Consider the following 13,865-nt stretch of genomic DNA (forward strand, 5'->3'; position numbering starts at 1 on the left):
CTGTTCTTCCTTTCAACGCCTGCGACGCAGAGCTCTCTCGATGTCGCGCTTCGCCTCGCGTTCGGCGATGTCGCGGCGTTTGTCGTACTCGCGCTTGCCTCGGGCCAGAGCGATCTCGACCTTGGCGCGCCCGTCGCGGAAGTAGAGCGACAGCGGCACCAGGGTGCGCCCCGACTCCTGGGTCTTGGCGTTCAGTTTGGCGATCTGCTCCCGGTGCAGCAGGAGCTTACGCGGACGGCGCGCCGCGTGGTTCGTCCAGGTTCCCAGCGTGTACTCGGGAATGTGCACGTTGTGCAGCCAGGCCTCGCCGTCCCGGATCTGGGCGAAGCCGTCCACCAGCGAGGCGCGTCCGGCGCGCAGCGACTTGACCTCGGTCCCGGTGAGGACCAGACCGGCCTCGTAGGTGTCCTCGATGTGGTAGTCGTGCCGCGCGCGCCGGTTCTGCGCGATGGTCTTCTGCCCTTTTTCCCGTGCCATGTCTGCCTGCTCCTCTCGGCTTGCCCACCTCAGACGCGCAGGTACCGCCGCAGCGTCAGGAAGGAGGCGATCGTACAGAGCAGCACACCCAGGATGACGGACATTCCGATGACGGAGAGCAGCGCTCCCGTGCCGAGCTGGACGCCGGAGTAGAACCAGTCCTGGATCTTGTCCAGCAGGAAGAACCTCGTCGCGACGATGAAGCCCGAGGCGATGATGCCGCCGATGAGTCCGCAGATCGCGCCCTCGAGGAGGAACGGGAGCTGGATGTAGAAGTTGGAGGCGCCCACCAGCCGCATGATGCCGGTCTCCCGGCGCCTGCTGTAGGCCGACAGGCGGATCGTGTTGCCGATCAGCAGCGCGGCGGCGGCCAACTGGACGACGGAGACGATCAGCGCCGCCCACTTGAGGCCGTCGAACAGTTCGAAGAACCGGTCGAGCACGTCCTTGTCGTTGGAGACCATGTCGACGCCGGCCCGGTTCTGGACGCTCTCCTGGACCTTCTCGTACTGCGAGGGGTCGGCCAACTGGACGCGGAAGTTGTCGGGGATGTCGCCTTCCTGGGTGGCCTCGACAAGAGCCTGCCGGTTGGAGAAGCGGTTCTGGAAGTCCTGCCACGCCTCGGCCTGGTCGACGTACTCGACACTGGCCACCTCGGGCATGCCCTCCAGGTCCGCCTGGATGGAGGCGCGGTCCTCGTCGGTCGCCGGCCCGTTCTCGATGCAGTGCTGGCTGGGCGAGCTCTCGGTGCACAGGTAGATCGTGATCGAGATCCGCTCGTCCCAGTACCCCCGCATCGCGCTGACCTGCTGGTTGATCAGCATGCCGGCGCCGAAGAGGGCCAGCGAGATGGCGACCGTGGTGATGACCGCGATGGTCATCGTCAGATTTCGCCGCAGGCCGATCCAGATCTCAGAGAGTACGAACTGTGCGCGCATGATGTGTCAAAGGTCCATCCTTGTGGGGCTCCGCGCCACTCGATCGGGGCGTGCGAACAGAGCCGCTGGGCGGTGTTCCGCTACAGGCTCTGCGAGCCCGGGATTCACGAAAAGCGGGACCTAGTACGCCTGGCCGTAGACGCCACGCGACTGGTCCCGGATGACCTCGCCGTCCTCGAGCTCGATCACGCGCTTGCGCATCGAGTCGACGATGGCGGCGTCGTGCGTCGCCATGACGACGGTCGTTCCGGTGCGGTTGATTCGGTCGAGCACCTTCATGATGCCGATCGAGGTTGCGGGGTCGATGTTTCCGGTGGGCTCGTCGGCCAGCAGGATCTGCGGCCGGTTGACGAACGCCCGCGCGATCGCCACGCGCTGCTGCTCACCACCGGAGAGTTCGTCGGGCATGCGGTCGGCCTTGCCCTCAAGCCCGACGAGCTCGACGACCTCGGGGACGACCTTGCGGATGAACCGGCGGGGCTTTCCGATGACCTCCAGCGCGAACGCGACGTTCTCGAAGACGTTCTTGTTCGGCAGCAGCCGGAAGTCCTGGAACACGCACCCGATCCGGCGGCGCAGGTGCGGAACCTTCCAGTTGGACAGTCGCGCGAGGTCCTTGCCCGCGACGTGGACTCGGCCCTTGGTCGGTTTCTCCTCTTTGAGGATGAGACGGAGGAACGTTGACTTACCCGATCCCGAGGGGCCGACGAGGAAGACGAACTCTCCCTTGTCGACGTCGACGGAAACGCCGTTCAGTGCGGGACGTTTCTGGGTCGGGTAGACCTTGGTGACGTTTTCAAACTGGATCACGGGCGCATCACAAGGATCTCGAAGGTTGGGGCCCACAAGCGGTGGGTCCGCTCGAAGCAGTACCGCGGCCACAGGGCCAATCGACAGTGTAGGGGGGAAAGCGACCCGGAATGTCCGGGTCCACAGCGAACCACGGAACGCACGGCACCGCTGTCCGCTCCCCAGCGCCGAGGTGTCTTCCGCCCCCCGCCTCACCGTGGTCTCGGAGGCAACACCAATCAGCAACCAAGAGCATAGAGGAAACGTCAAGCGGTGGTAACGTTCACATATACATGGCTCTTCGGGGTGTACGCCACCACCGTAGATCCTGTCGCCGACCGGCGTCCACCGACGGCGGCGACGGTGCCACCGCCGTGATCATCCCGTAGCCTGCTGGTCCCGCTCCTGGCTGCGCATCCACCTGATCTCGGCGTCGATGAACTCGTCGATCTGGCCGTCCAGGACGGCACCGGTGTTGCCGCTCTCCATCCCGGTGCGCACGTCCTTGACGCTCTGGTACGGGTGGAGCACGTAGTTGCGCATCTGGGTGCCCCAACTGCTGGTGGCCTCGCCGCGCAGTTCGGCGAGCACGGCCTCCTCCTCCTGGCGCTTGCGCTCCAGCAGCTTGGCCTGCAGGACCGACATCGCGGTGGCGCGGTTCTGCAACTGGGAGCGCTCGTTCTGGCAGGCCACCACGATCCCGGTCGGCAGGTGGGTGATGCGCACCGCCGAGTCGGTGGTGTTGACGCCCTGGCCGCCCGGGCCCGAGGAGCGGTACACGTCGATCCGCAGTTCGCTCTCGTCGATGTCGATGTGGTCGCTCTGCTCCACGACCGGAACCACGTCGACCCCGGCGAACGAGGTCTGGCGGCGGCTCTGGTTGTCGAAGGGCGAGATGCGCACCAGCCGGTGGGTGCCGTGCTCGCCGCGCAGCATGCCGTAGGCGAAGGGGGCCCTGACCACGAAGGTCGTGGACTTGATGCCGGCCTCCTCGGCGTAGGAGGTCTCGTAGATCTCGGTGGGGTAGCCGTGGCGCTCGGCCCAGCGCAGGTACATGCGCTGCAGCATCTGCGTCCAGTCGGCCGCGTCCACTCCGCCCGCCTGGGCGTTGATGCTGACCAGGGCCTCACGCTCGTCGTAGGGGCCCGACAGCAGCGTGCGCACCTCGAGTTCGCCGATGTCCCGGCGCAGCGACTCCAGTTCGGTCCGCGCCTCGGCGAGGGTGTCTGCGTCGTCCTCGGCCGCCGCGAGCTCGAAGAGCACCCCGATGTCGTCGAGCCGACCGCGGATGCCCTCGACCCTGGTGATCTCGGACTCCAGGAAGGACAGCCGACGGGTGACCTTCTGCGCGTTCTCCTGGTCGTTCCACAGCTCGGGATCGGCTGACTGCTCCCGCAGCTGCTCGATCTCCGTGCGCTTGGCGTCGAGGTCCAGCACGGCCTCGATGCTCTCCAGCGTGGACGAGAGTTCCTTGATCTGCTCTGCGGGGTCTAGTTCTGCCACACCGCCAGTCTAGACGGCCGGAACCGTCGGCTCGCCAACGCGGCGTCGCCTCCGCCGGGCCCGCGACCGTTCCGTCCGAGGTCACAGCCCCGCCTCGGCGCGGGCCCGGGCCACCCGGCGGTACAGGTCGGCCGCCTCCGGATGGTCGCGTTCGACGTCGCGCAGCCCGCGCAGCCTGGCCAGGGCGAAGACCGCGTCGGCGACCCGTCCCAGGCGCAGCTGCGCCTCGATGGCCTCCATGAGCGGCTCGGCCCCGCGGGAGCCGCTCCACCGGCTCAGCACCAGCTCGACGCACTCCGCGTCGTGGCCGCCGCGGGCCAGTGCCCGAGCGCCCCGCAGCAGGGGTTCGCCGCGGCGCGGCCCGCGCTCGCAGGCGGCGTCGAACAGCTCCACCGCCCGCTCCACCTCTTCCTGGTACAGGGCGCGTTCGCCCAGCATCACCGTGGCGCGCCAACTGTCCGGGGCGTACTCGGCGAGCCACCGGTCGGCCCGCGCCAGCCCGTCCTGGCGGGTGTGGTACCGCCAGCCCCACACCAGCGCGCCCGCGTGGTTCGGGTCGCAGCGCAGCGCGTTGGCCAGGGCGGTGGCGATGTCGGCGGCGCTTCCTCTGCGCTCTGCCAGCGGGACGAGCGCGAACCAGGTGTCGGCGTGGCCGCCGCGGGCCCTGATGTGCGCGACGAGTTCCCGTTCGGCCTGTTCGTGCCGGCCGCAGCCGCGCAGCGCCAGCGCGTGCAGCACGGCGCCCCGGTCGAGGTCGGGGTCGAGGCGGCGCACCCGCTCGGCCGCGGGCAGGATCTCCGGACCGAACCCCGCGTCGAGCGCGCCCCGGACCAGCGCACGCAGCCGGTCGGCGTCGTCCCAGGCGTCGTCCACCGCCTCCAGCAGCGCGTCGACGCTCGGCTGCTCCCTGTTCGGCTCCACACCGCCATGACACCAACTCCGGGCGGGCGGCGCCACCCCGCCCCCGTCTCCGGACGCCCGCGGGGGGTGTGCCCGCGGCGCGGACACACCCCCCTCACCGTCGCGGGGTCGCGGCTCAGCTACTGGAGTCCACCAGCGACCGGATCGAGCGCACCGCCACCGAGAGGGTGGGCAGGTCGAAGCGCTCGGTCTCCCAGATCTCGGAGAGCAGTTCGGCGGCCCGCCGGACCGCGTTGCGGTTCTGTTCGGTCCAGTGGGCGCGCAGTTCGTCCGGCCGCTCCCCGGGGTGGCCCGATCGCAGGATGATCGCACACAGGTCGGCCTGCGCGGCGTACAGGTCGTCGCGCACGGCACCGCGCGCCATCGTGCTCCAGCGGTCGTCCCGCGGCAGCGCGATGACGCGCTCGCGCAGCCGGCTGAGCTGCAACTGGTCGGCGAGGTCGAAGTAGACCTCGGCGACCTCGCGCAGCGACCGGCCGGTCTCCTCGGCCACCCGCACCAGGTCGAAGGTCGAGTAGGCGGGGACCATGCCGGCGACCCGCTCGGCCAGCGCCGGGGGGACTCCCCGGGCGGCGAGGGAACTGCGCCGCTCGTCGAAGGAGTGCAGGTCGCGCCCCTGCAGCATTTCGGGCAGTTGCGGGACGATCTCCCTGACCCCCTCGCGGAAGCGGGCGATCTCGGCGTTGAGGTCGGAGCCGAAGGAGCGGTGGCGCATCAGCCAGCGGGCCGAGCGCTCGACGAGTTTGCGGGCCTCCAGCAGCATCTTCAACTGCGTGTCGACGTCGAGTCGGTGGTCGAGGTCCTCCACCTCCGCCCAGAAGTCCCTGAGCCCGAAGACCTCCCTGACCAGCAGGTAGGCGCGGGCGATCTCGGGGGCGTCCGCTCCCGTCTCCTCGTTGAAGCGGAAGGCGAAGGTGGAGCCGCACCGGTTGACCATGTCGTTGACCACCATGGTGGTGATGATCTCCCGCCGCAGCGGATGCCGGGTCATGGCGTCGCCGAAGCGCTCACGCAGCGGTGTCGGGAAGTACTCCACGAGCACGGACCGCAGGTAGGGGTCGTCGGGCAGGTCGGAGGCGAGGATCTCCTCGGCCAGCGCGATCTTGGTGTAGGAGATCAGGGTGGCGAACTCCGGCCCGGTCAGGCCCTGGCCCGCGGAGCGGCGCGCCGCGACGGCCTTGTCGTCGGGGAGGAACTCCAGTCTGCGCCTGAGGTGGCCGTCGCGTTCCAGTCGGCGCATGTAGCGGGTGTGGACGTGCAGCATGCTGGGGCTCTGCTTGCGGGCCGCGGCCAGCACCACGTTCTGGTGGTAGTTGTTGCGCAGCACCAGGCGGGCGACCTCGTCGGTCATGCCGACGAACAGTTCGTCGCGCTCGGCCCTGCCCAGCCGTCCGGCCCGGATCTCCCGGTCCAGCATGATCTTGATGTTCACCTCGTGGTCGGAGGTGTCCACACCGGCGGAGTTGTCGATGAAGTCGGTGTTGACCCGGCCGCCCGCGAGGGCGAACTCGATCCGGGCCGCCTGGGTCAGCCCCAGGTTGCCGCCTTCGCCGACCACCTTGCAGCGCAACTGGGCGGCGTCGACGCGGACCGGGTCGTTGGCCTTGTCGCCGACCGCGGCGTGCGTCTCGGTGGACGCCTTGACGTAGGTTCCGATGCCCCCGTTCCACAGCAGGTCCACCGGGGCGGTCAGGACGTGCCTGATGAGTTCGTGCGGGGTGAGCGAGGTGACGCCCGAGGCGATCCCGAGGGCCTCGCGGACCTGCGGGGTGACCGGCACGGACTTGGCGGTGCGCGAGTAGACGCCGCCGCCCTCGGAGATCAGCGCCGTGTCGTAGTCGGCCCAGGAGCTGCGCGGCAGTCCGAACAGCCGTCGGCGTTCGGCGTGGCTCACCGCCGGGTCGGGGTCGGGGTCGAGGAAGATGTGCCGGTGGTCGAAGGCCGCGACCAGGCGGATGTGCTCCGACAGGAGCATGCCGTTGCCGAACACGTCCCCGGACATGTCGCCGATGCCCACGACCGTGAAGTCCTCGTTCTGGACGTCCACGCCCAACTCGCGGAAGTGGTACCTGACCGACTCCCAGGCGCCGCGGGCGGTGATGCCCATCGCCTTGTGGTCGTAGCCGACCGATCCTCCGGAGGCGAAGGCGTCGCCGAGCCAGAAGCCGCGTTCGGCGGCGATGGAGTTGGCGATGTCGGAGAAGGTGGCTGTCCCCTTGTCGGCCGCGACCACCAGGTAGGAGTCGTCGCCGTCGTAGCGGACCACGTCCTCGGGATGGCTGACGTGGCCGTTGACCAGGTTGTCGGTGACGTCCAGCAGGCCGCTGATGAACTGCTTGTAGCAGGACACCACCTCGGCCATGACGGTGTCGCGGTCCCCCCTGGGCAGCCGCTTGCAGACGAATCCGCCCTTGGCCCCGGTGGGCACGATGACGGCGTTCTTGACGGTCTGCGCCTTGACCAGGCCCAGGATCTCGGTGCGGAAGTCCTCGAGCCGGTCCGACCAGCGCAGCCCGCCGCGCGCCACCGCGCCGAAGCGCAGGTGGACGCCTTCGACGCGGGGGGAGTAGACGAACATCTCCAGCCTGGGCAGGGGCTGGGGCAGATCGGGGATGCGCCGCGGGTCGAGTTTGTAGACCAGGTAGGGCTTTGCTCCGCCGTCCTGGAAGTAGTTGGTGCGCAGGGTCGCCTCGACCGCGGCGAGGAAGAACCGCAGGATGCGGTCGGAGTCGAGGTTGTCGACCTGGTCGAGTTCCCCGCGGATCTCCTCGGTGATCCCCTCGCACCGCTCCTCCCGGCCCGTGCCCAGCCTCGGGTCGAACCGCGACTCGAACAGCCGGACCAGGAGTCGGGCGATGTGCGTGTGCGAGACCAGGACGTCGGCGATGTAGGCGGGGGTGAAGGTGCTGGCGGTCTGGCGCAGGTACTTGGCGTAGGCGCGCAGGACGGTGACCTGGCGCCAGTCGAGTCCGCCGCGCACGACCAGGGCGTTGAAGTCGTCGGATTCGACCTGTCCGCGCCACAGCGCGACGAACGCCTCCTCGAACAGGCTTCTCGCCTGGTGCATGGCGTCCCCGCCCTCCGGCGGGTCGGCGAGGCCGAAGTCGTAGATCCACGCCCACTCACGGCGCTGGCCGTCCTCCGCCGCGCGGTCGAAGGCGTAGGGCCACTCGTCGATGATCTCCAGGCCCATGTGCTCCAGCAGCGGAAGCACCTGGGACAGCGAGATGGGCCGACCGGTCCGGTACACCTTGCAGCGCCACTCCCCCGGTAACCGCCCCTCGGAGGGGTAGAGCCGGACCGAGAGGTCGTCGGGGCCGAGCCGGTCGATGCGGGCGATGTCGTCGACCGCGACGGAGGCGGGCACGTCGACCTTGTAGCTCTCGCGGATCGTGTCGAGGTAGGCGTCCAGCAGTTCGCGGGCGCGGGTCGCGCCGAAGCGTGCGGTCAGCTCCGCCGCGAAGTCGTCGTTCCAGGAGCGGGTGGCCCTGGCGACCTCGGCTTCGAGTTCGGCCCGGTCGACTCCCGCGAGCGAGGCGCCCTTTCCCGCGCGCACCACGATGTGCAGCCGCGCCAGCGACGAGGAGCCCACCATGACGCTGTGGTCCATGGTGGCGCCCCTGAAGGCCCTGGCCAGCACGTCCTGCACGGCCAGCCGCACCTTGGTGGTGTAGCGGTCGCGCGGCATGTAGACCAGGCACGACATGTACCGTCCGTAGATGTCGCGGCGCAGGAAGAGCCGGGTGCCGCGCCGTTCGCGCAGTCTCAGGACGCCCAGCACGATCTCCTGGATCTCGTCCACCGACATCTGGAGCAGCTCCTCGCGGGGGAATCCCGCCAGGAGCTCGATGGCCTCGCGGCCGTCGTAGCTGTCGGGGGCGAATCCGGAGCGCCGCAGGGTCTCGTCCTGTTTGCGTTGCAGGATCGGGATCTGGCTGTTGGCGCTGGTCTCGGCCTCGTGCGTGTACAGGCCGAGGAAGCGGTGCTCACCGACGACCCGGCCGTGCTCGTCGAACTTCTTGACCCCGATGTAGTCGAGGTGCTTGGGGCGGTGGACGGTGGAGCGGGAGTTGGCCTTGGTGAGCACCAGCACGTGCGGTTCGCGGGCCCTGCGGCGTCCTTCGGGCGGCAGGGGCCGGACCGCCTGGGCGTCGGAGGAGTCCATCCGCAGCAGTCCCAGTCCGGTGCCGAGGACGGCGCGCAGCCCCTCGACGCCGTTGTCGTCGGTGTCCAGCCGGTACTCCCGGTAGCCCATGAAGGTGAAGTGCCGGTCGGCCGCCCAGCGCAGGAACTCCGCGCTCTCCCCGATCTCGGTCTCGTCGACGCCTCCCGAGACGAGGGTGTCGGCGTCGGCGACGACGCGGTCGGCCAGCCGCAGCGCGGTGTGCCGCATCCTGGCGTGGTCCTCGTCGACGAGGCGCACGTCGGTGAGCACGTCGTTCAGGTCGCCCGCCAACTCCTTGAGCGCGGCCTCACCGGCCTGGCGGTCGATCTCCAGGTGGATCCACGACTCGTGCAGCGGCTGCAGGGTGTAGTCGTCGGGGTCGATCTCGACGATGTCGCCCAGGGGGTCGCGTTCCACCCGCAGTTGGGGGTGGATGATCAGCCGCACGCTGACGCCCTGTTCGGCCAGGCGCATGGCGACCGAGCTGACCAGGAACGGTGCGTCGTCGGTGACGATCTCCACGACGCTGTGCTCGGTGTCCCCGTCGTCTTCGGGGCTGCGCACCCGCACCTTGGCCCGTCCCTGCGTCCGCTGCGCGCCCAGCTCCCAGTGGGAGAGGGCGTGCCGTACGATCTGGGCGGACGGCCGTTCCTTGAGTTCTTCGAGGTCGACGTGCCGGTAGTACAACCGCAGGAACCGTCCGAACCGGTCGATGTCCACCGGAAGCGGTCCGGCCGATTCGGACCACTGACTGACGGCGTCGTCAAGCAGTTGGTCCTTGACGGCGTCGGGTTGCCCTGACATCTGCGATCTCACTCCTTTGTGAGTCGTAGGGGGTCACAGGCCGTGGCGCTCGCGACGCCACGCGTCCTATGTGAAGTTGTGTGACAGAGACGGATCACATTCACAGCCGTCTGTCCAGCCGGAACCGTCGGTGCGAGACCCCGTGCGCACAGGCGAAGACGCTGGTGGCCCGGACCTCGTTGTCCGGTCCGCGTCGCGGTTCCAGGCTACTGGGGTTCACAGAGAGCAATCGTGAGCGACTCGGTCAACAGTGTGTTTCACTCGTTAAGAGTGGGTTTCAGGCCAAAACCCTACTATCCACACATCGCACAACAAATCACACCCCGACCGCCCCCGCACGGTCCGGCGGTCGCCACATCCCTGCTTTCCGAGGTTACCGCCGTGGTCGCGGCCGTGGGGCGGACTCGGGAAGTTCCCACCCGGCGGGCGGGCGACGCCCCGGCTCAGTCCCCGCCCGTGGCCGCCCGGACCGCGGCCACCACCGCGGCCGGGTCGGTGAGGTCGGCCAGGATGTGCTCGGCGCCCGCCGCACGAAGCTGGGTCTCGGTCGAGGAGCCGCTGACCACGGCGATCGGCCGGACCCGGCCGATGCGGGCGGCCTCGACGTCGCGCGCGGACTCGGTGATGTAGACGGTCCGGTTCTCCGGAAACGCGCGCCCGTAGGCCTCCTCCGCCCGCATCCGGGTGAACTGGATGAGGCTGGCCTTGGGGTAGTGCTCCGACCCGAAGCCGCCGATACTCAGGTCGAGCCGACTGTCCAGGCCGAACGCGGCGAGCTTGACCTTCGCGTTGGCCATGATCGTCCCGGTGACGACCGTCTGCACGGTGTCGGGAAGCCGCATGAGCGCGTCGAGCGCCTCGGCGGCGCCCGGCATCATCCGCCCCCCGGCCGCGAGCTGGTCGCGCCGCCGCGCGAAGGCCGCGCCCAGCTCCTCGGTGAAGCGCGGCAGCAGCGCCTCGTCGACGTCGTCGACGTCGTTGCGGGCCAGGAAGTCGAAGAAGAGCTCGGAGTCGGTCCGCCCCGCCGCGGGCGCCAGGTACACCAGCGGAACGCCGGTCACCTTCTCGAAGGCCTCGGCGTAGGCCGCGCGCGTCACCCGGGCGACGTCGACGAGGGTGAGGTCGATGTTCCACAACACCAGGCGGCTGATGGGGAGCTCCTTCGCTCGGGGGTGGGAGACGTCGTTGACGCCACATACCGGTGCCTATTCTGCCGCACCCCCCGATTCCCGTCGGATCGTTTCGCCTGGGAACCCCGGCGCGCTCCGCGCGGTCAACGGTGAGAGAGCACACGCACCGAGACGGCAGGAGCACCGGTCAGTGGGTACGGACCCGACAGCCTGGCTGGTGGGCGGCGAGTTCCACCGGAACCACGGACTCGGTGGGCTCGGGGACGCCGTCGCCCGGGTCCGCTCCTCCGCGTCCGCGCGGCGGCGGCTCCGCTCCGAGCCGGGCAGGCTCGGCGGTCCCCCGGAGCAGCGGCTGAACCGGCTGTCGGCGGGCTTCGACGCCTCCGTCGAACCTCAGCGGTCGGCGCTCCCGGGCCTCTTCACCGCCCACGCCCGGGCACGGCACCGGGTCCGCCCTCTCCTGGCCGGCGGCGACCGCCGGGAACTCCCCCGATCCGGAGCGCACGCCCCCTCGCCGAGCGCTTCCAGCCCGACCCGCTGCCCGGCCTCTCCCCCGGGGTCCGACCCGCCCGGGTCGGCCCCCGGGCGGGTCACAGGTAGCGCAGTTCCTGGGTGGCGTACCACAGCAGTTCGTGGTCCTCGGCGCGCCCGGCGGCGATGTCGGGGGCCGCGGTCTCGTCGTCGACGTGGGCGGAGGCCACGCGCTTGAGCGGGACCTCCGCCTCCACCAGGACCGCCGCGGGCGAGTCGGCGCTGTCGGCGGCGCGGACGACGGCGTCGGGAACCTCGGCCGCGACCACCACCCTGCGGGCGGGCTCGTCGGGCGCCGCCCCCAGCAGCCGCAGCGACTCCTCGGCGGCCGCCTCCATGGCGGCGTACTCCAGTTCCTCCTCGTCGTCCGTGCCGTGGCGGGCGCGGAGGGCCGGGGTGACGGCGTAGGCGGTGTACGGAGCGCCGCGGAACCCCCCTTCGGCCAGGGCCTTGGTGAGGGCGCCGAGAGTGGCGGGCAGATAGATGCGCATGTGGACCATTGTCGCCGGACGCGCGGGGACCTCCCGGACGGGCGGGGCTCCGGCCACCCGTGTTCCGTGACGTGATTCATCTCACAGCAGAGAGGTCAGGCTGATCCCGCAGATCTCCTCCAGGCGCACCCGCGTCTCGCCGGGGTCGCGGTGCACGATGCCGGTCATGCCCAGCTCGACGGCGGCGGCGACGTTGCTCTCGACGTCGTCGACGAAGACGCAGTCCTGCGGTTCCAGGCCCACCAGCTCCAGCGCGTGCCGGAAGATCTCCGGTTCGGGTTTGCGCATGCCCACCTCGCCCGAGATCACCACGCCGTCGAAGGTCTCGGCGAACAGCTCGCGCGGGTAGCCGTTGCCCCAGGAGTTGGAGAGCAGGCAGGTACGCACCCCCTGGTCGCGCGCCGCGCGCAGCGCCGCGTACATCTCCTCGATCGGCTCGAAGCCCGCGAACATGCGCGCGATGAGCCCTTCGGCGGGCACCGGGCCTCCGTCGACCAGCCGCAGTCTGTCGGCGAGCATCCGCTCGAACTCGGGAATCTCGACCTCGCCCCGTTCCAGCGCGTGGACCGGGTTGCGCGTACCGCCGCTGTAGGCCTCCTGGACCCAGGTGCGCATGACGTCGCGGTAGGCGGCGCGGTCGATGCGCTCCTGCTCCAGCCAGGCGGAGATCGTCTCGGGCAGCGGCGTGGTCAGCACTCCGCCCCAGTCGGTGATGATTCCCCTGCGACTCTGGACCATTTCGCCTCCAGCCTCCCGATCTACCGGGCGATGATATTTCCCCGCGCGACGCCCGCTGAATCCTCGTGCCCCGGTAGGATACGCCCCCCGAGGTACCGACTGGTCGGTTCGGTGCGATACTCGTCCCATGGATTTCGAACTCAGCCCCAAGGCCAAGGACTACCTGGCCAACCTTCAGGAGTTCATGGACGAGCGCGTCTACCCGGCCGAGCCCGTCTACCACACCTGGCGCCGCGAGGCGGGCCCCGGCAACCACGAGCTTCCCCCGGTGATGGAGGACCTCAAGGCCGAGGCGCGCCGGCGCGGGCTGTGGAACCTGTTCCTGCCGGACGTGGGCGGGCTCAGCGTCCTCGACTACGCCCCGCTCGCCGAACTCACCGGCCGCTCCAGCCTGGCCCCGCAGGCGCTCAACTGCTCCGCCCCGGACACCGGGAACATGGAGGTGCTGCACATGTTCGGCACCCCCGAGCAGAAGAAGCGGTGGCTGGAGCCGCTGCTGGACGGCAGGATCAGGTCGGCCTTCGCGATGACCGAACCCGACGTCGCCTCCTCCGACGCCACCAACATCCGCACCTCGATCGTCCGGGACGGCGACGAGTACGTCATCAACGGGCGCAAGTGGTGGATCAGCGGCGCGGCGGACCCGCGCTGCGAGATCTTCATCGTGATGGGCAAGACCGACCCCGGCGCCGAGATCCACCGCCAGCAGTCGATGGTCCTGGTCCCGCGCGACACCCCCGGCGTGAAGGTGCTGCGCTCCCTGCCGGTCTTCGGCTACCAGGACCAGGAGGGCCACTGCGAGATCGAGTTCACCGACGTCCGGGTACCCGCGGAGAACCTGGTCGCGAACGAGGGCGACGGCTTCATGATCTCCCAGGCCCGCCTCGGCCCCGGACGGGTCCACCACTGCATGCGGGTCCTGGGCAAGGCCGAGCGCGCCCTGGAGCTGATGGTGCGCCGCGCCACCGGCCGGGTCGCCTTCGGCAGGCCCCTGGCCGACCAGGGTGTCGTCCAGGAGCAGATCGCCGAGTCGCGGCTGGCCATCGAGCAGGCCCGGCTACTGGTGCTCAAGACCGCCTGGATGATCGACAGGTACGGCGCGAAGGCCGCGCGCAACGAGATCGCCGCCATCAAGGTGGCCGCGCCCCGCGCCGCGGTGGCCGTCATCGACCGCGCCATCCAGGTCCACGGCGGAGCCGGGGTCAGCGACGTCGTACCGCTGGCGGAGATGTACGCGGGAGCGCGCGCCATGCGGATCTTCGACGGCCCCGACGAGGTGCACCTGCGCTCGCTGGCCCGCCGCGAGATCAAGCGGTATTCCTGACCCCCTCGCCGCGGGCCCCGAGGTCGTCCTCCGCGGGGCCCGCGGCACCTTCCG

Annotated in this window: 10 protein-coding genes; 1 reads left to right on the forward strand and 9 read right to left on the reverse strand. The window is 70.0% G+C overall.

Annotated features, from left to right (window positions below; all coding sequences use genetic code 11):
• Window positions 1-12: 12 nt before the first annotated feature.
• The 9 genes from smpB to NI17_RS15320 form a co-directional block, all read right to left on the reverse strand.
• On the reverse strand, window positions 13-477 hold the full coding sequence (gene smpB / locus NI17_RS15280) for an SsrA-binding protein SmpB (RefSeq protein ID WP_068692160.1): 465 nt from the start codon (window positions 475-477) through the stop codon (window positions 13-15).
• A gap of 29 nt (window positions 478-506) precedes the next feature.
• Entirely contained in the window at window positions 507-1,415 is a 909-nt protein-coding gene (ftsX, locus tag NI17_RS15285; protein ID WP_068692156.1) for a permease-like cell division protein FtsX, read from the reverse strand.
• A 120-nt stretch (window positions 1,416-1,535) separates the two neighbouring features.
• Window positions 1,536-2,225 (reverse strand): cell division ATP-binding protein FtsE, encoded by a 690-nt coding sequence (ftsE, locus tag NI17_RS15290; RefSeq protein WP_068692154.1) that lies wholly within the window; start codon window positions 2,223-2,225, stop codon window positions 1,536-1,538.
• A 357-nt stretch (window positions 2,226-2,582) separates the two neighbouring features.
• Window positions 2,583-3,707, reverse strand: coding sequence for a peptide chain release factor 2 (gene prfB, locus NI17_RS15295; RefSeq protein WP_068692152.1), 1,125 nt, complete (start codon window positions 3,705-3,707; stop codon window positions 2,583-2,585).
• Window positions 3,708-3,788: 81 nt separating this feature from the next.
• Window positions 3,789-4,628 (reverse strand): tetratricopeptide repeat protein, encoded by an 840-nt coding sequence (locus NI17_RS15300; protein ID WP_068692151.1) that lies wholly within the window; start codon window positions 4,626-4,628, stop codon window positions 3,789-3,791.
• A 115-nt stretch (window positions 4,629-4,743) separates the two neighbouring features.
• The gene (locus tag NI17_RS15305) at window positions 4,744-9,597 is read right to left on the reverse strand and encodes an NAD-glutamate dehydrogenase (protein ID WP_068692149.1); all 4,854 of its coding nucleotides are present in this window, start codon (window positions 9,595-9,597) and stop codon (window positions 4,744-4,746) included.
• Window positions 9,598-10,040: 443 nt separating this feature from the next.
• Window positions 10,041-10,733, reverse strand: coding sequence for an HAD family hydrolase (locus tag NI17_RS15310; RefSeq protein WP_199860080.1), 693 nt, complete (start codon window positions 10,731-10,733; stop codon window positions 10,041-10,043).
• Between the two features lie 584 nt (window positions 10,734-11,317).
• The gene (locus tag NI17_RS15315; RefSeq protein ID WP_119267963.1) at window positions 11,318-11,749 is read right to left on the reverse strand and encodes a DUF6912 family protein; all 432 of its coding nucleotides are present in this window, start codon (window positions 11,747-11,749) and stop codon (window positions 11,318-11,320) included.
• Between the two features lie 81 nt (window positions 11,750-11,830).
• The gene (locus tag NI17_RS15320) at window positions 11,831-12,487 is read right to left on the reverse strand and encodes an HAD family hydrolase (protein WP_068692144.1); all 657 of its coding nucleotides are present in this window, start codon (window positions 12,485-12,487) and stop codon (window positions 11,831-11,833) included.
• Window positions 12,488-12,614: 127 nt separating this feature from the next.
• On the opposite strand from NI17_RS15320, the gene NI17_RS15325 reads away from it, so the two are divergent.
• The gene (locus tag NI17_RS15325) at window positions 12,615-13,811 is read left to right on the forward strand and encodes an acyl-CoA dehydrogenase family protein (protein ID WP_068692143.1); all 1,197 of its coding nucleotides are present in this window, start codon (window positions 12,615-12,617) and stop codon (window positions 13,809-13,811) included.
• Window positions 13,812-13,865: the final 54 nt, after the last annotated feature.

It is taken from the genome of Thermobifida halotolerans (assembly GCF_003574835.2).
GTDB lineage: Bacteria > Actinomycetota > Actinomycetes > Streptosporangiales > Streptosporangiaceae > Thermobifida > Thermobifida halotolerans.